This window comes from Nocardioides sp. NPDC000445 (genome assembly GCF_040300245.1).
GTDB lineage: Bacteria > Actinomycetota > Actinomycetes > Propionibacteriales > Nocardioidaceae > Nocardioides.
Map to the genome: position 1 here is coordinate 44,410 of NZ_JBEPDH010000013.1, position 16,271 is coordinate 60,680.

The window sequence follows — 16,271 nt, forward strand, 5'->3', positions numbered from 1 at the left end:
GCCTCATCGACCGGGCCAGTGACTCGTTCGGTCCCCACGACGAACGTCCACGAGCCGGGCGCTTGGAGCGAGTGTAACCCCACCCACACCGGTTAGCGGAAGTCTCGTTCGGCGTTTTCTGTCAATTGATCAAACGCGAGGCTCAGGCAGGCCTCGGATGAGCCCGGTAGAACTCGCGTGCGCGCCTTCCGAGACGGTTGGTGGCGACATCCGAGAGCACCACACCGAGCGGGATGTTGAGCACCGGGATGCCGCGCAGGACGACACGCCGGGCGACCCGGACACCGACGAGGTGCGCCATCGAACTGGTGGCCTCGACGGTCTTGTTCACCGCCCAGCGGGAGACGGCCCGGACGCCGAAGCGGCTGCCCGCGGCGCCCGCCACGCTGCCGCCGCCGTCGAAGAGCAGGTTCACGCCGGCCAGCTTGAGGAACTCGTTGACCCGCACCGGATCCTCCAGATCGTGTCCGTACGCGGCGGCGATGTGCATCACCAGGCGCTGCTCGATCCACGCCAGGGCGATCAGGTCGCCGAGGATCGCCGTCCCGGCCGCGGCCACGACCGCAGCCGGACCGCCGATCACGGCCGGCACCTCGGCGACGGCGATCATCGCGCCGCCGCTGGCACCCTGCAGACGAGCGAACCAGCGGTGCTTCCTGATCAGCTCGTCGACGTACGCCTCGGTGTCGAAGCCGGGCTCGGACCGGTCCGCGGCCACCTTCCTGGCGATCTCCGGACCCTGGGTCGCGACCAGGTGGCCGACCAGCACCTGGGGTGCCGCAGACCCTGCCGTGATCAGCTCCTTGACCGGAAACTTCGGCTTCTTGATCATCTACCCTCCGCGTCGCTCGGCGACCGTGCCACCGTCTGAATGGCCCGAACCTATCCGAGGTCGACGCGGCGACAGCGCTGCGACTCAGTCGATCAGGTACTGATCCGCCCAGGCCGAGATGATCCGGGCGGCGCGCTGGGCCTGGCCGCGCTTGGTGAGGAGGTGGTCGGAGCCCTCCAGCGACACGAAGGACCGCGGATGGCGGGCGGTGTTGAAGATGTCGGAGGCGTTCTCGATGCCGACCGTGGTGTCGGTCGGGCTGTGCATGACCAGGAGCGGCTTCTTGAGCTGCATGATCTTGTGGCGCAGGTCGGCGCGGCGTACGTCATGGACGAAGGCCTTGCGCAGGGTCAGCGACTTGCCACCCGCCATCCACGGCGCCTCGCCGTCCTCCAGCACACGGGAGAGCACGGCGTCGTAGTTGTGCTCGACGTGCGCGGGCTGGAACGGAGCCGCGACGGTGGCGACGGCATCGACGCCGACCCCGTCAGCGGCTGCAGCGAGGACCGCCGCACCGCCGAAGGAGTGGCCGACGAGCAGCTCGGCCGGGGTGCCACGCTCAGCCATGAAACGGGTGGCCTCGACGGTGTCGGCGACCTTGTGGGTGAAGGAGCCGTCGCCCCAGTCGCCCTCGGAGTCGCCGAGCCCGAGATTGTCGAAGCGCAGCATCCCGATGCCCTCGGCGGCGAGCTGCTTGCAGATCCGTGCGGCTGCCGGAGAGTCCTTCCCGAGGGTGAAACCGTGACTGAACACGCCCCAGCCACGCACCTCACCCTCGGGCAGGTCGATGAGACCGGCCAGCATGGGTCCGGACGTACTCTTGAAGGTCACCTTCTCAGCCACGCCCAGGATTCTCTCAGAATCCGGCGCGACTGCTCGGGTCTGCTCAGCGCTCGACGTAGAAGAGGCGCTTGTTGAGGAACTCGTCGATCCCGAGCGGGCCGAGCTCGCGCCCGAAGCCGGAGCGCTTGGTGCCGCCGAAGGGGACGTCGGCGCCCTCGCCGGCCGGCGTGTTGACGTTGGCCATGCCGACCTCGAGCTGCTGGGCGACGGCGATCGCGCGTGCCTCGTCGGTCGAGAAGACGGCACCACCGAGGCCGTACTCGACCGCGTTGGCCAGCTCGACGGCCTCCTCGTCGGTGCTCACCTTGTAGACGACGGCGACCGGGCCGAAGAGCTCCTCGGTGTAGGCGCGCATCTCCGGCGTGACACCGGTGAGGACGGCGGGGGCGAAGAAGGCGTCGGGGCCGTCGGAGATCTCGCCGCCTGCGTGGAGCGTGGCGCCCTTGTCGACGGCATCCTGGATCTGGTCGCGCAGTGCCTCGGCGGCCTTGCGGGCCACCAGCGGGGAGTAGACGGTGTCGTCGCCGTCCTCGCCCTCGAGCGGCTTCATCGCGGCGGCGCGCTTGGTGAGGGCCGCGACGAAGTCGTCGTAGACGCCCTCGTTCACGATCATCCGCTTGTTGCCGTTGCAGACCTGGCCGACGTTCTCCATCCGGGTCGCCCAGGCGGTCTCGGCAGCCTCGTCGATGTCGTCGGAGTCGAGGATGATGTACGGGTCGGAGCCGCCGAGCTCGAGGACGACCTTCTTCAGGTGGCGGCCGGCGGCCTCGGCGACCGCCGTGCCGGCGCGCTCGGAGCCGGTGAGGGAGACCGCGCGGACCCGCGGGTCGGCGATCATCGTGGCGATCTGCTCATGGGTGGCGTAGAGGTTCTGGTAGACGCCCTCGGGGAGGCCGGCGTCCGCGAAGATCTTCGCGATCGCGGCCGAGGAGCGCGGGCAGTTCTCGGCGTGCTTGAGGATGACGGTGTTGCCGGCGACCAGGTTGGGCGCTGCGAAACGGGCGACCTGGTAGTAGGGGTAGTTCCACGGCATGACACCGAGCACCGGGCCGAGCGGGAGACGCTGGATGACCGCCTTGCCCTCGTGGCCGGGCAGGTCGGTCTCCGCGAGCAGCTCGGGGCCGTGGTCGGCGTAGTAGGCGGTGATCTCACCGGAGAACTCGGCCTCGCCGGCCCCGGAGGAGGCCTTCTTGCCCATCTCGGTGCGGATGATCTTCCCGAGCTCCGCGGCCCGCTCGGTGAAGAGGTCCGCGGCGCGCTTCACGATCGCGGAACGCTCCTCGATCGGGGTCGAGCGCCAGGTTTCGTACGCCTTCTTGGACCGCTCCAGCGCCTCCTCCACCTCGGCATCGGTGGCGAACGGGAAGGTCTCGATCACCTCGCCGGTTGCGGGGTCGGTCACCTGGTACGGAGGCGTGGTGCTCATCGTCATCCTCTTCGATCGGGGCTGCTTTGGTGCGATGGTACGTGGTTTGGGACCGCTTTTGATGACGGAACCGTTACTCTTTACCGGTTTTGGCAACTGAATCCGAAGTTAGGACACGTTCTAGAATGTCCGCATGGATCTCGCATTCTTCCGGCGCACCGATGACGGTTTCGAGCCTACGCCGATGGCTCGCAGCATGTGGGCCGAGGACCACATGCACGGAGTGGCCGCCAGCGGCCTGATCGCTCGCGGTCTCGAGGACCAGATCGAGGAGCTCGGACGTGCCTCGGAACTGGTGCCGTCGCGCTATCACGTGGACCTGTTCCGGCCGCCGCGGATGGTGCCGACGCGGATCCGTACGAGGGTCGTACGCAACGGCCCACGCATCGCACTGCTCGACGCCGAGATGGTCCAGTCCTCGGCCGATGGCTCGGAGCAGGTCGTGGCGCGGGCGACGTGCACCTACCTGCTCGCGGGCGAGAACCCGGCCGGCGACGTCTGGTCGTCGACCGACCGCGCCACTCCCCCGCCGCTCTCGGTGGCCCCGCCGACGTCCGACCCGCACGTACCCTTCTTCGTCTCCGACAACCCCTGGTCCGACGACTTCGGCAAGCACCAGAACGCCGGGCGCCACGTCACCTGGCAGGTTGCCGTACCGACCGTCGCCGGCGAGCCGATGACCCCGTTCCAGACGGTGGCCTCCATCGCCGACGCCACCTCGATGGTCACCAACTGGGGCAGCAACGGCGTCGAGTGGATCAACACCGACATCTCGCTCGCCCTCGCCCGGCGCCCGGCCGGGATGGAGGTCGGCCTCGCCACCATCGACCACGTCGCCCACGAGGGCATCTCCGTCGGGACCGCCGAGGTCTTCGACCGCGAGGGCACCATCGGCACCGCCACCGTCACCGCCCTGGCCAACGCCAAGCGCACCGTCGATTTCACTGCCCCTCTCGAGGGCGGCCCCGCCACCCCGGTCTAGCCGAGGCGTCACCCCCGTCGGCCGAAGCGTCGCCTGCGTCGGCCGAAGCGTCACCGTGGTGACGTCTCGGCCGACGTACCTGACGTCTCGGCCGGCGTACCTGACGTCTCGGCGGGCGCTTGTGCCTTCTCGGCTAGGGCGAGGTTCTGGTCGACGAGGGCGGCCATGAGGGCTCGCTGACGGGTCGGGGTGAGGCCGAAGCCGGAGGGGGTGAGGTCGGGGGTGGCCAGGGACTCGTCGATGCCGTGGAGGCGGGCGGTCGCGTGGTTGACGTCGGCGATGGCCTGGCGGAGGTCGGTGGTCGCGGGGTCGTGGGTGTCGGGGTCGCCGACGAGGTTGAGTACGCCGGTGATGCCGATCCGGCGCTCCTCGCCGACCCGGTCGAGGGCCGCCAAGAGCGTAATGCCGGCCGGGCGGAGCGGCTCGAGGTCAGCGGGGAACGGGTAGGTGGCACGCAGGCGCGAGGGGTTGTAGCGGTAGGCGGTGTTGAGCATGGTGCCGCCGGCGCGCATCGCCCAGACCCGGTGGAGGTCGGAGGCGAGGAAGGCGTACGCAGCCGGGTCCTGGGTGGGGTAGACGACCAGCCCGTTGGAGAAGACGTGGTCGGCACCGACCAGCACGGGCCACAGATGCTTGCTGTGCTTGCTGAACGCGATGACGTGCGAGAGCCCGGCGGCGTCGCGGTAGAGCTCGTCGACCGGGCTGAGGAAGCCCCACCAGCGCTCCTTGAGCTGGGGGTACTTCACGAACTGGCGGCGGCGCTCGGCACGCACCTTCGACCGCACCAGCCGCGCGAGCGCGCGGTCCTCGGCTAGCTCCTCGAGGCCCAGCTTGCCGACGTCGAGCACGAAGCGAGAGGCGGTCGAACCGCAGGGCGTCACCAGGTCCTCACCGCTCAGATAGGGGCGCACGGTGTGCCCGAGCGGACCGCGTCCCAGAGCCTCCGCATCGGCCGGCGCCAGGACGAGCGTGCGGCCGAGCACGATCGTGCCCTGATAGCCGTGAGGCAGCGGTACGTCGAGGTCCAGCCGCGCCGGCTCCGGGAGGGAGAAGCCGTCCTCGAGCGTCCCGGTGATCGCCGGGACCGAGCGCCCGTCGAGCCACGCGCTGTCGAGCGGCCGCGTGGTGAGCCAGATCTTCGCGAACCGCACGCCCGCCGTCGGCCACGGGGCCGAACGCTCCGCCCGGGCGACCTGCCAGCCGCGGTCCAGCAGCGCACCCAGGCCGAAGCGCGCGGTGTCACCCTCGCTGATCGAGTCGGTCGTGATCAGCCCGATCTCGCCGCGGCTCAGAGCAGCCGCCCTGAGCAGGAAGTAGATGACGTAGTCGGCCCGCCTCGTCGTGCCTCCGGCGAGGGTGTGCGCGAGGTAGTCGCGCAGCTCCTGGCCGATCGCGTCCCGCACCCGCTTCACCCCCAGGTAGGGCGGGTTGCCGACCACCGCGTCGAAGCCGCCGCGCGCCATCACCTCGGGTGCGACCAGCGCCCAGTGGATCGGCCGGACGGCGGGAACGGGCAGGCGCCGGCACCGACCCAGTGCCGCGTAGGCCTCCTCCAGCCGCCTCCCCGGCCGACCGCCCAGCGGCAGCGCGACCGCGACCATGGCATCGGCGTACGCCTCGGGGTCATCGACGCAGGCCGGCAGCTCGTCCGCGTCGACGAGCCCGACCAGCGAGTTGCCGCACAGGATCCGGTCGTCGAGGAAGGTCAGCGGGAGCGAGGGGTCCTCGCAGAGCAGCCAGAGGGAGAGCTTGGCGATGTCGACCGCGACCGGGTCGATGTCGGCACCGTAGAGGCAGCGCGTGACGATCTCGGCCACGGGCCGCTCGCACACGGACGCCAGATGACGGGCGGAGGCGAGGAGGAAGACCCCGGTCCCGGCGGCGATGTCGACCACGGCCGCGTCGGCGGAGGCGACCGGCGCCAGCGCGTGGGCGACGACCTCGTCGGCGAGCTCGGGCGGGGTGTAGTGGGCGCCGTTGTCGCGTCGCGAGGAGACCTCGAGCAGCGCCTCGTAGACGTAACCGATCTCCTCCAGAACGAGATCATCGACGGCCCCATCCAGGAACAGATAGTTCGACAGCAGATGATCCGGCTGCGGACCGTCCGCGCACGCCAGCAAGCCGGCAGCGTCCAGGGCAGCATCGGTGAGCACCATCCCCCGTGCCCGCGCGAACCCCGCCACGACACTGCGCATCACCGCCGCCACCGCCGAGGGGCCGCCGCCCAGCTCGGCAACCGCCGACCGCGCTCGAGTGCGCAGTGCCCGGGGCGTGATCACAGGATGAACCATAGAACGCCCGCAGGTTCGCGGAGACGAACCGATGGTGAAGAGTGACGCGCCGGGGTGCCCCCGTTCACCACAACGTCACACCGTGCGTACAGAATCCGGCGCATGTCAATCGACTCGGAGCGGCTCGGGCCCCTCCTTCACCTCCGGCCCGGCACGGCTCCCCGCGTGGCGATCATCTCCGCGAGCTACGGCGCCGGCCACAACTCGGCCTCCCGGGAGATCTCACGAGCGCTCGGGGAGGCTGGATGCGACGTCGAGATCTTCGACTTCGTCGACCTGATGCCCTGGCGGCTCGGGCACGGACTGAAGGTCGGCTACAAGATGCAGCTCCAGGTCAGCCCCGACTCGTGGGGCACCACGATGAGTCTGGTCATGCCGGGACGCCCGCTCCACAAGCCGTTCACCCGGTTCCTTCGCCTCTCCACGCGCAACCTCACCGAGGCCATGCGCGGCGCCGATCTGGTCATCTCGACCCACCCGTTCTGCTCCCAGGTCATCGGCCACCTGCGCACCAGCGGACAGCTGACCGTGCCGGCGGTCACCTATCTCACCGACGCCGCCGTCCCGGCGCTGTGGATCAACCCCGGCATGGACCTCAACCTCGCCATCCACGAGGTCGCCGCACGCGAGGCGCGCATGCTCGGCGGCAACGCGGCGGTGGTCCAGCCGCTGGTCCCGCCGGGGGCGGCGTACGTCCCGGGGCAGGTCTTCCCCGATCCGCTCGCCGACCTCGACCTGGAGGGTCCTCGGGCGCTGGTCACCGGCGGCTCGCTGGGCGCCGGTGCGCTCGAGCAGACCGCCCGCGACATCCTCGAGCACAGCGACATGACCCCGGTGGTCCTCTGCGCGACCGATCCCTGTCTCAAGCGCCGCCTGGAGCGGATCCCCGGTGTCGTGGCGCTCGGCTGGCGCACCGACGTACGCGCCCTGATGGCGACCAGCGACTGCGTCGTCCAGAACGCCGGCGGCTTCACCTCGCTCGAGGCCCTGGCCTCGGGCACGCCGGTGATCACCTACCGCTCGATCTCCGGCCACGGCGCCGCCAACTCGGCCAACCTGGACCGTGCCGGGCTGATCCCGTGGGCCCGCGACGAGGTCGAACTCGCCAAGCACCTGGAAGTGGCCGCCGAGTCGCCACGGTTCAACCGGCTCGCGCTCGGCGTCCCCGACATCGTCCAGATCCTCACCGACAGCTACGACGAGACCGCCGTGGCCTAGCCGGCCGGCGGCAGCCCGAAGAGCCGCGCGGCGTTCTCGTAGAGCACCCCGCGCGTCCACGCCTCACCGAGCCCGAGCCCCACGACCCCGTCGACCGCCTCGAGATAGGGATAGGGGATGTTCGGGAAGTCGCTCCCGAACAGCACCCGCTCGCCCAGCGCCTTCAAGCGCGGCAGCTCCTCGGCCGGGAAGGGCGTCGACGCCTCGGTGAAGGCGGTGAAGGCCATGGTGGTGTCCAGGTGCACGCCGTCGTACTTCTCCACCAGGTCGAGGAAGCGCGAGTAGTCCGGCAGCCCCATGTGAGCGACGATCAGCACCAGGTCCGGATAGCGTCCGAGCAGCGCCTCCATGCCGCCGGGTCCGGTGAACCGGCCCGGGGCGGGGCCGTGTCCCGAGTGGATCACCAGCGGCGTACCCGACTGCGAGAGCACCTCCCAGACCGGGTCGAGCAGCGGCGAGTTGGGGTCGTAGTCGCCGACCTGGACGTGCGCCTTGAAGATCCGCGCACCCGCCTCGACGGCCTCGCGCACGTAGTCACCCGCACCCGGCTCCGGGTAGAACGTCGCCGACTGCAGGCAGTCCGGCTTGTCCGCCGCGAACTCCGCACCCCACTGGTTCAGCCACGCCGCCATCCCGGGCTTGTGCGGATAGGTGAGCGCCGAGAAGTGACGTACGCCGAGATCCCGCAGCACCCGGAGCCGCTCCTCCTCGGAGTGCCGATAGGCGATCGGCCACGGCTGACCGGTCAACGGCCCGACCGCATCGAAGTAGGCCCACACCTTGTCGAGCATCCGCGCGGGCAGGAAGTGGGTGTGTACGTCGAAGATGCCGTCCAGGCCCAGCGCATCGAGCCGCGCGCGGAGCTGCGCGGGCTCGTCGGGGGCGATGGTGACCGTAGGAGCGTTCACGAGGGCCGAACCTACCCGGCGGTGGCGGACCCAGCGGCCACGGGCGCAGCAAAGGTCTCCGCGATCGCGCGGGCCCTCCCGGGCACCTCGTCGGCGGTCAGCCCCCAGGTCCCCTCGGCGAAGCGCCGGGCGAGCTTCGCGAGGGAGTCGGCACCCTCGTTGAGCGCCTCGCCGACGTGGCCGCGCACCCACTCGAAGGAGAGCCGGTCGGACTCGCGGCACAGGTCGTCGTGCATCCGGGTCAGGCCGGCGAGCTCGGCGCGGTGCTCGCTCTCATAGCCCTTCGGCATCGACAGCTCACCCCGGAGCCAGTCCTCGATCATCGCGAGCGCGACCCGGGAGTCGGTCCGGATGGTCAGCGTGCGGCGGGGCAGCGCCCGCACCGCCTCCGCGATCGCCTGCAGCTCGGCCAGGACCACCAGCGACTGCGGGTCGCGGATCCGGGCGTTGGGCACCTGCCGGCCGAAGCCGTGCTGGCCGTCGCCGGCGAGCCATCCCCAGCCGATGAACCCGCGGTGCGCCGAGCCGTCGGTCGCCACCACCAGCGGCGGCATCGGGCCGGCCCGATGGATCGCCAGCGCCTCCACCGCCTCCGCCCGGATGTCCGCGTCCTCGTCGGCGAACGGCACCACGGTGACCCCGGGATAGGCGTCGGCGATCTCGTCGGTCAGTATCCAGAACCGCGCGTTGGACGGCAGCGCCACCACGACCTGGACCGGCGCGAGCGACTCCAGCGAGTCGTACGCCGCCCCGACCGCCGCGATGATCGCGTCCTCGGTCCCGCGGGCGCCCAGCGATCCCGCCGCCTGCAGCCCCGGACCGGCCAGGACCCAGTCCCATCTCTCGGCATCGCTGCGCTCTTTGACGACGATGAAGCAACGCACTGCTGACCTCCTGACCCGCCCGAACAAGTCGTCCTCGACGTTACCGGGCGGCCCCTGAGAACGTGACTCCGCCGTCAGGATCCGGACACCGCTGACCGGATCGGTCAGACGAGCCCGAGCTCTCGAGCGCGTACGCCCGCCTGGAACCGGGACGCGGCGCCGAGCGCCTCCATGAGCTCGGCGACCCGGCGCCGGTAGGTGCGTACGCCGAGCCCGAGGGTGCGCGCAGCGGCCTCGTCCTTCACGCCCCGGCCGAGCAGGTCGAGCACCTGCGGCGCGATGTCGCGCAGCTCGGCGATCCGGGCGTCGTAGGCGTCGACGGTCGTCGCCGAGCGCCAGGCCGCGTCGAAGAGCGAGGTGACGCCCTGGACCACCTCGGGCTGGGTGACGATGCTGAAGCTGCGCTCGCCCAGACGCGGGTCGCCGGCGAGGATCGCGACCCGGCGGTCGATCAGGATCGTCTCGTTGATCACGTCGGGGGTGATCCGGATCTGGGCGCCGCGAACGTCGCGGATCTCGCGCAGGTGGGCGGCGGAGACCGGGTCGAGCAGCACGTTGGGCCGGTAGACCTTCCGCAGCCGCACCTCGGCCCCGTCGCGACCGCACAGCGCCGCTCTGATGCCGGACTCGGTGCGCGCGGCCGACCAGGTGCGCAGGTCGATCGCCGCACAGGCGATGTCGGTGGCGGCCGCGAACAGGTGCGAGGTGCGCCGCACGAGCTCCTCCTCGCCGCGTACGACGGCGACGGTCCCGCCCGTCCGGATCGTCCCCACCGTGTTCGTCACGGCATCGATTCTCCCCCGCCCGCCAAGACGCGAGGAGCGATCGGCAACAACCTGCCAACGGCGTGAGTACGCGGCCCCGGGTCGTGACGCTGGAGGGCATGACCACGAACCACATCACCGCCGGTGCCGCCGGCACCTGGCAGCTCGGCGACAAGCGGATCAACCGGATCGGCTTCGGCGCGATGCGCCTGATCGGCAACCTCTCCACCCCGATCGTCCCCGACCGCGAGAACGCGATCGCCGTGCTCCGCCGCGCCGTCCAGCTCGGCGTGAACCACATCGACACCGCGGCGATCTACTTCACCCCGACGCGCTTGGCCAACGAGCTGATCGCCACCGCCCTCCAGCCGTACGCCGACGACCTGCTGATCGCGACCAAGGTCGGCCCCACCCCGCGCGGCCGGGACGGCGCCTGGCAGTCCGAGCCGCGACCCGAGCGGCTGCGCGACCAGGTCGAGGAGAACATCCGCCAGCTCGGCCTCGACCACCTCGACCTGGTGAACCTGCGCTGGGGAGTCGGGCGCGAGCGCGGCACCGGATCGGTCGCCGACCACTTCGGCGCCCTGCTCGACCTGCGTGAGGCCGGCCTGGTCGAGCACGTCGGCCTCTCCAACATCGGCCCCGAGCAGCTCACCGAGGCGCTCGCGATCGGGCCGGTGGCCTGCGTACAGAACCAGTACGGACTCACCACCCGCCGTGAGGACGACGCCCTGCTGCGGCTGTGCGGCGAGCACGGGGTCGCGTTCGTGCCCTTCAACTCCATCGGCGCCGCTGTCGCCGGCGCGGTCCCCGGAACCGCTCCCGACGAGACCGGTCGCGAGGTCGTCGAGGCCATCGCCGCGGCGCACTCCGCCACCCCCTCCCAGGTACGCCTCGCCTGGACGCTCCACCAGGGTCCGCACGTGCTCGCCATCCCCGGCACCGCCGACCTCGCCCACCTCGAGGAGAACATCGCCGCCGGCGCCCTGCGGCTCACCGACGAGGAGGTGAGCCGCTTGGACGCCGTCGCCGCGTAGGCCGCCCGGCTCAGTCCTGGGTGTAGAGGCCGTCGATGACGTCGGCGTACTTCTTGCTCACCACCCGCCGCTTGAGCTTCAGGGTCGGGGTGAGCTCTTCGGACTCGGCGGTCCACTCCTCGCCGAGCAGCTCGAAGGCCTTGACCTGCTCGGGGCGGGAGAGGCGGGCGTTGGCCGCGTCGACGGCCTGGGCGACGGCGCCCCGGATGACCGGGTGCTGGGCCAGCTCGGCGAGCGAGCCGGCCTCGACGCCGAGCTTCTGAGCGACCACGGGAGCGATCTCGCCGTCGAGGGTGAGGACGGCGACGACGTACGAACGGCCGTCGCCGACCACCATCGCGTGGCCGACGAGCGGGCTCTCCTTGAGGAGATTCTCGATGTTGGAGGGGGCGATGTTCTTGCCCGCGGAGTTGATGATCATCTCCTTCTTGCGGTCGACCACGGTGAGGAAGCCGTCCTCGTCGAGCGAGCCGATGTCGCCGGTGTGCAGCCAGCCCTCGGAGTCGAAGAGTGCGGCGGTGGCGTCGGGTCGACCCACGTAGCCCGGGGTCGTGATCGGACCCCGGAACAGGATCTCGCCGTCATCGGCGATGCGCAGCTCGATGCCGGGCTGGGCGCGGCCGACGGTGCCGAGCCGGAAGGCCTCCGGTCCGTTGCCGGTGGCCGCCCCGGTCGTCTCGGTCATGCCGTAGACGTCGTAGATCTTCAGCCCCAGGCCGGCGAAGAACTTCGCCACCTCGATCGGCATCGGCGCGGCCGCGCTGGCCGCCCACTCGACCCTGTCGAGACCGAGCAGTGCGCGCATGGTCGACAGGACCGCGGCGTCGACCTGTTCGAACTGCGCCTGCAGCTCGGGTGAGGTGGTCTGCCCGAACTGCTGCGACTCGACGTAGGCCAGCCCGACCGCCATCGCCTTCTCGACACCGGCCTTCTTGGCCTCGTCGGTCTCGGCGGCGAGCAGCGCGGTGACGCCGGTGCGGATCTTCTCCCAGACCCGCGGCACCCCGAAGAAGCTGGTCGGATGCACCTCCTGGAGGGTGCCGAGCAGCAGCGCGGGGTCCTGGACCAGGTAGACGTGGCCGCCGTTGAACTGCGGGATGTAGAGGCTGAGCACCCGCTCGGCGATGTGCGCGAACGGCAGGTAGGAGACGAGCACTCCCGGCTCCACGACCCCGGAGACCGTCAGCGAGCTGGTCGTCTCGAAGACGATGTTGCGGTGGGTGAGCACCACACCCTTCGGCTGCCCGGTCGTGCCCGAGGTGTAGAGCATCGTGACCGTGTCGTCAGGGCTCACCGCGGCACTGCGCGCGTCCAGCTCCTCGCCGACCTCGACCAGCGCCGCCGCGCCCGAGGCCACGAAGTCGTCCCAGGCGACCGCCCGCGGGTCGTCCGTCACGGCGGTGTCGATGGTGACGATGCGTACGATCTCCTCGCGCTTGAGCCCGAGCGCCCAGCGGGCGACGTGGTCGTCGGTCTCGAGCACCACGATCCGCGGGTCGGCGTGCTCGGCGACATAGCCGACCTGGTCCGGCGCGAGGGTGTTGTAGATGCTGATCGGGACACCACCGGCGAGCACGGTGGCCATGTCGGCGACGACGTGCTCGATGCGGTTCGCGGCCATGATCGCGACCGACTCCCCCGGCTGGAGACCGGCAGCGATGTAGGCGGCGGCCAGCTCGCGGGCACGCTGGTGCAGCTCGCCCCAGGTCAGCGTGCGCCAGCCCGTGCCGTCAGGGGTGTGCCGGTCGGAGAAGGCCGGCTCGGAGCCGCGGTCGGCGACCACCTTGGCGAGTACGTCGACCATGGTCTGGTCGCCGATCTGGGACTCGAGGGCGGCGCGGTCGGCGAGGACGTCGGGCATCGGAGCGCTCCTTCTGTAGTTTGTGACTCGGGTCACAATCGAGGTGCCTCGACCGTAGGGACGAGTTGGCGCGGACACAAGAGCCCGTCTGCGCTATTTGGACTCCACCCCCAGCGGCCCGCTTTCCATTCAGTGGAAGAACGGGCTGGCGGCAGCCGCCCGAACGGGAGTTGACTCGCCCCATGACAGAAGAACGTACGCAGGTTGTGATCGTCGGCGCCGGCCCCGCAGGGATGCTGCTGAGCCATCTCCTCGCCGCCGACGGGGTCGACTCGGTCGTGGTCGAGACCCGGTCGGAGGAGTACGTCGCGGCCCGCATCCGCGCCGGGATCCTGGAGCAGTCGAGCGTCGATCTGCTCACCGAGGTCGGTCTCGGCGACCGGCTCGCCCGCGACGCCGACAAGCACCGCGGGATCTACCTGCAGTGGCCCGAGGAGCGCCACCACCTCGACTTCGTCGACCTGGTCGGCCGGGCGGTCTACGTCTACGGCCAGACCGAGGTGCAGAAGGACCTGATCGATGCCCGGCGTGCCGCCGGGCAGGTGGTTCACTACGCGGTCAGCGACACCGCGCTGCACGACATCGAGTCCGACCACCCGTCGGTGACCTTCACCGATGCCGCCGGGCTCCCCCAGCGGATCCGGGCAGATGTCGTCGTCGGCTGCGACGGCTCCTTCGGCCCCAGCCGCGCCGCGATCCCGGCCCGGGAGAGCTGGGACCGCACCTATCCCTACAGCTGGTTCGGCATCCTCGCCGACGTCGCGCCCTCGACCGACGAGCTGATCTACGCCTGGCACCCCGACGGCTTCGCCCTGCACTCGATGCGCTCGGAGAGCGTCTCCCGGTTCTACCTCCAGGTGCCCAACGGCACCGACCCGGCGACCTGGTCCGACGACCAGATCTGGGACGCGCTCGCCGCTCGCCTCGGCCACGGCCAGAACGGCTGGAGCCTGCAGCCGGGCCGGATCACCGACCGCAGCGTCCTCCCGATGCGCTCGCACGTCTCCACCCCGATGCGCCACGGCCGGCTCTTCCTGGCCGGCGACGCCGCCCATATCGTCCCGCCGACCGGCGCCAAGGGGCTCAACCTCGCGGTCGCGGACGTCGCGCTGCTGGCCCCGGCGCTCACCGCGCTGCTCAAGGGCGACTCGCGACTGGCCGACGACTACTCCGCGACGGCGCTGCGCCGCGTCTGGCGCTGCACCCACTTCTCCTGGTGGATGACCACGATGCTGCACACCGCCGAGGACCCGTTCGACACCCAGCTCCAGCTCTCCCAGCTCCGCTGGGTGACGTCCAGCGACCACGCCGCCGCCGGGCTCGCGGAGAACTACGCGGGTCTGCCGATCGGCTTCTGAACGGTCGGCGGCTCTTGCTCGATCAGCCACAGTCATGTTTAGGTAAGCCTTACCTAAACACGGAGGTGTCATGGATTCGACCGCCAGCATTGCCCGCAGCATCCTGTCATGCCCTCGTGGCGGCAGCGTGGTGATCGACGGCATCCCCTACTCGATGGAGGAGCTGGAGATGCAGGGCTTCGCCGACGACGGCGGGCGCCCGACCTTCCTGTGTCCGCCCGAGCAGCGGATGGCGTACGCCGGGCGCCGCGGCAGCCATGTCGTGCTGGTCCTCCAGGGCGTGCTGGGCAACGGCGAGGCGGTCCGGCTGACCGGAGCGCTGAGGTGGCTGCGTACGGATGCCTGCACGTGCTGCGAGACGGAGTGGGAGGAAGTCGTCATGGACGTCTCCAACGTGATGCTGGTGCGCCGCACCGGCGAGGCGGTCCCGATCCCCCTCGATGCCTTCACCGACCGCGACCTCGACCTCAACGACGGCGTGCTCCACCGCAACCAGGACCACCTCAACAACCACCACGGCAACGAGCTCCGCGAGGCGGTCGCGACCCGCTCCTACATCCCGGTCGACACCATCCTGGCCGCCCAGATCACCGGCCTCAGCGCCGAAGGCTTCGAGTTCCAGTGGGTCGACGAGGGCGGGGCGCACAGCGCACGCACCACGTTCGACCGACCGGCCCGCACCCCGGAGGACCTCGTCGCCGGCGTCCGGAAGGCCCTCGCCGCCGAGATCTGCTGAGCGGAACACGCGCGCCGAACCTGTTTCCTGGTACACAAATCCCATGTACCTTGGTGACGTATCAACGTCGTGCAAGGAGGCTCGGATGGTTGTGCAGACACTGCGCTCGATCGGTGGCTACGTGGGTGCGGTCGCCGGCACCCCGGTCCGGATGGTCACGCCGACCAGGCACCTGCCGCGGCGGGAGTACGGCGAGACGCTGCGTACGTTGTCCGAGGCGTCGGTCGAGATGTACTTCAACGCCTTCAAGGACGTCGACTGGGACGCGCCCGAGATGGCCCTGCCCGAGGACGACGAGCGCTGGATCCTGCCGACGCTCGACCTGCTCGGCGCCCATCCGTGGTACCAGTCGCTGCCCAAGGCACGCCAGATCGAGGTCGGCCGGCACCGGCTCACCGCGATGGTGAAGACCGGCTCCCAGTTCGAGCAGCTGCTCCTCCTCGGCGGCACCCAGTTCCTGATGGGCGTCGACAACGGCGACCCCGAGTTCCGCTACTTCATGCACGAGCTCACCGAGGAGACCCATCACATCCAGATGTTCCAGGAGTTCACCAACCGCGCCTGCCCCGACGTGGTGGGCGCACCGGGCTGGCTGATGCGTGCCATCCCGCTCGTGGGACATCTCGGCGGGCTCTATCCCTCCCTCTTCTTCGCCATCATCCTCGCCGGCGAGGAGCCGATCGACCACGTGCAGAAGGAGGCCATGCGCGCCGGCGGAACCCATCCGCTCCTGGACCAGATCATGGCCATCCACATCGCCGAGGAGGCCCGCCACATCGGCTTCGCGCACGCCTGGCTCGAGGAGCACGCCCCCTCGCTCAACCCGGTCTCGCGCCTGGCTCTCGGTATCCTCACCCCGCTCGCGATGCGGCTGGGCTCCGACGCGATCATCATCCCCTCGCGCGCCGACCGCGAGCTGATGGGGCTGCCCGACTCGGTCGTACGCGAGGTCTGGGGCACCGGCGCCGAGGCCGCCGCGTTCCGCCGTCATCTCTTCGCCGACGTCCGGATGCTCTTCGACAACCTCGGGCTGCGTACGCCGCTCACGCGGTGGTCCTGGAAGGTGCTCGGCGTGGATGGCCGGCCGGCGCGTTTCCGGGCCGAGCCACCCACCGCCGCCGCTTGACGAGC

Annotated in this window: 14 protein-coding genes; 6 read left to right on the plus strand and 8 right to left on the minus strand. The window is 70.5% G+C overall.

Annotated features, from left to right (window positions below; translation table 11 throughout):
- Positions 1–142 precede the first annotated feature (142 nt).
- The 3 genes from ABT304_RS18050 to ABT304_RS18060 all read right to left on the minus strand — a co-directional run bounded on the left by ABT304_RS18050 (position 143) and on the right by ABT304_RS18060 (position 3,101).
- On the minus strand, positions 143–832 hold the full coding sequence (locus ABT304_RS18050; RefSeq protein ID WP_160027605.1) for a hypothetical protein: 690 nt from the start codon (positions 830–832) through the stop codon (positions 143–145).
- Positions 833–916: 84 nt separating this feature from the next.
- A complete protein-coding gene (locus ABT304_RS18055; RefSeq protein WP_160027604.1) occupies positions 917–1,675 on the minus strand; it encodes an alpha/beta hydrolase family protein in 759 nt (252 codons plus the stop codon).
- Between the two features lie 43 nt (positions 1,676–1,718).
- Positions 1,719–3,101 carry an NAD-dependent succinate-semialdehyde dehydrogenase gene (locus ABT304_RS18060; protein WP_350717206.1) on the minus strand — a complete coding sequence of 461 codons (1,383 nt, stop codon included), beginning with the start codon at positions 3,099–3,101 and terminating at the stop codon, positions 1,719–1,721.
- 133 nt (positions 3,102–3,234) lie between these two features.
- Here ABT304_RS18060 and ABT304_RS18065 point away from each other — a divergent pair, with 133 nt between their 5' ends.
- Positions 3,235–4,083 carry an acyl-CoA thioesterase domain-containing protein gene (locus ABT304_RS18065; RefSeq protein WP_350717208.1) on the plus strand — a complete coding sequence of 283 codons (849 nt, stop codon included), beginning with the start codon at positions 3,235–3,237 and terminating at the stop codon, positions 4,081–4,083.
- Between the two features lie 50 nt (positions 4,084–4,133).
- Here ABT304_RS18065 and ABT304_RS18070 read toward each other — a convergent pair whose 3' ends face one another.
- On the minus strand, positions 4,134–6,362 hold the full coding sequence (locus tag ABT304_RS18070; RefSeq protein ID WP_350717210.1) for an Eco57I restriction-modification methylase domain-containing protein: 2,229 nt from the start codon (positions 6,360–6,362) through the stop codon (positions 4,134–4,136).
- Between the two features lie 114 nt (positions 6,363–6,476).
- Here ABT304_RS18070 and ABT304_RS18075 point away from each other — a divergent pair, with 114 nt between their 5' ends.
- Positions 6,477–7,592 carry an MGDG synthase family glycosyltransferase gene (locus tag ABT304_RS18075; protein ID WP_350717212.1) on the plus strand — a complete coding sequence of 372 codons (1,116 nt, stop codon included), beginning with the start codon at positions 6,477–6,479 and terminating at the stop codon, positions 7,590–7,592.
- On the opposite strand, the gene ABT304_RS18080 is transcribed toward ABT304_RS18075, so the two are convergent.
- From ABT304_RS18080 to ABT304_RS18090, 3 genes are all read right to left on the minus strand, one after another.
- Positions 7,589–8,500 (minus strand): amidohydrolase family protein, encoded by a 912-nt coding sequence (locus ABT304_RS18080; RefSeq protein WP_350717214.1) that lies wholly within the window; start codon positions 8,498–8,500, stop codon positions 7,589–7,591. The genes ABT304_RS18075 and ABT304_RS18080 overlap by 4 nt on opposite strands.
- 11 nt (positions 8,501–8,511) lie before the next feature.
- Positions 8,512–9,384, minus strand: coding sequence for an RNase H family protein (locus ABT304_RS18085; protein ID WP_350717216.1), 873 nt, complete (start codon positions 9,382–9,384; stop codon positions 8,512–8,514).
- Positions 9,385–9,488: 104 nt separating this feature from the next.
- The gene (locus ABT304_RS18090; RefSeq protein ID WP_350717218.1) at positions 9,489–10,169 is read right to left on the minus strand and encodes a DNA-binding response regulator; all 681 of its coding nucleotides are present in this window, start codon (positions 10,167–10,169) and stop codon (positions 9,489–9,491) included.
- Positions 10,170–10,267: 98 nt separating this feature from the next.
- Between ABT304_RS18090 and ABT304_RS18095 the strand changes: the two genes are divergently transcribed.
- Positions 10,268–11,185, plus strand: a complete 918-nt coding sequence (locus ABT304_RS18095; RefSeq protein WP_350717220.1) for an aldo/keto reductase — start codon at positions 10,268–10,270, stop codon at positions 11,183–11,185.
- A gap of 10 nt (positions 11,186–11,195) precedes the next feature.
- On the opposite strand, the gene ABT304_RS18100 is transcribed toward ABT304_RS18095, so the two are convergent.
- Positions 11,196–13,046 carry an AMP-dependent synthetase/ligase gene (locus ABT304_RS18100; protein WP_350717222.1) on the minus strand — a complete coding sequence of 617 codons (1,851 nt, stop codon included), beginning with the start codon at positions 13,044–13,046 and terminating at the stop codon, positions 11,196–11,198.
- Positions 13,047–13,228: 182 nt separating this feature from the next.
- Between ABT304_RS18100 and ABT304_RS18105 the strand changes: the two genes are divergently transcribed.
- From ABT304_RS18105 to ABT304_RS18115, 3 genes are all read left to right on the plus strand, one after another.
- On the plus strand, positions 13,229–14,404 hold the full coding sequence (locus ABT304_RS18105) for a 4-hydroxybenzoate 3-monooxygenase (RefSeq protein WP_350717223.1): 1,176 nt from the start codon (positions 13,229–13,231) through the stop codon (positions 14,402–14,404).
- 70 nt (positions 14,405–14,474) lie between these two features.
- The gene (locus tag ABT304_RS18110; protein WP_350717225.1) at positions 14,475–15,140 is read left to right on the plus strand and encodes a DUF2470 domain-containing protein; all 666 of its coding nucleotides are present in this window, start codon (positions 14,475–14,477) and stop codon (positions 15,138–15,140) included.
- A gap of 85 nt (positions 15,141–15,225) precedes the next feature.
- Entirely contained in the window at positions 15,226–16,266 is a 1,041-nt protein-coding gene (locus ABT304_RS18115; protein WP_350717227.1) for an AurF N-oxygenase family protein, read from the plus strand.
- Positions 16,267–16,271: the final 5 nt, after the last annotated feature.

Coding starts and splice junctions, on each gene's coding strand:
- ABT304_RS18050 (WP_160027605.1), bottom strand. CDS start 832: ATGATCAAGAAGCCGAAGTTTCCGGTCAAGGAGCTGATCACGGCAGGG.
- ABT304_RS18060 (WP_350717206.1), bottom strand. CDS start 3,101: ATGAGCACCACGCCTCCGTACCAGGTGACCGACCCCGCAACCGGCGAG.
- ABT304_RS18065 (WP_350717208.1), top strand. CDS start 3,235: ATGGATCTCGCATTCTTCCGGCGCACCGATGACGGTTTCGAGCCTACG.
- ABT304_RS18075 (WP_350717212.1), top strand. CDS start 6,477: ATGTCAATCGACTCGGAGCGGCTCGGGCCCCTCCTTCACCTCCGGCCC.
- ABT304_RS18095 (WP_350717220.1), top strand. CDS start 10,268: ATGACCACGAACCACATCACCGCCGGTGCCGCCGGCACCTGGCAGCTC.
- ABT304_RS18100 (WP_350717222.1), bottom strand. CDS start 13,046: ATGCCCGACGTCCTCGCCGACCGCGCCGCCCTCGAGTCCCAGATCGGC.
- ABT304_RS18105 (WP_350717223.1), top strand. CDS start 13,229: ATGACAGAAGAACGTACGCAGGTTGTGATCGTCGGCGCCGGCCCCGCA.
- ABT304_RS18110 (WP_350717225.1), top strand. CDS start 14,475: ATGGATTCGACCGCCAGCATTGCCCGCAGCATCCTGTCATGCCCTCGT.
- ABT304_RS18115 (WP_350717227.1), top strand. CDS start 15,226: ATGGTTGTGCAGACACTGCGCTCGATCGGTGGCTACGTGGGTGCGGTC.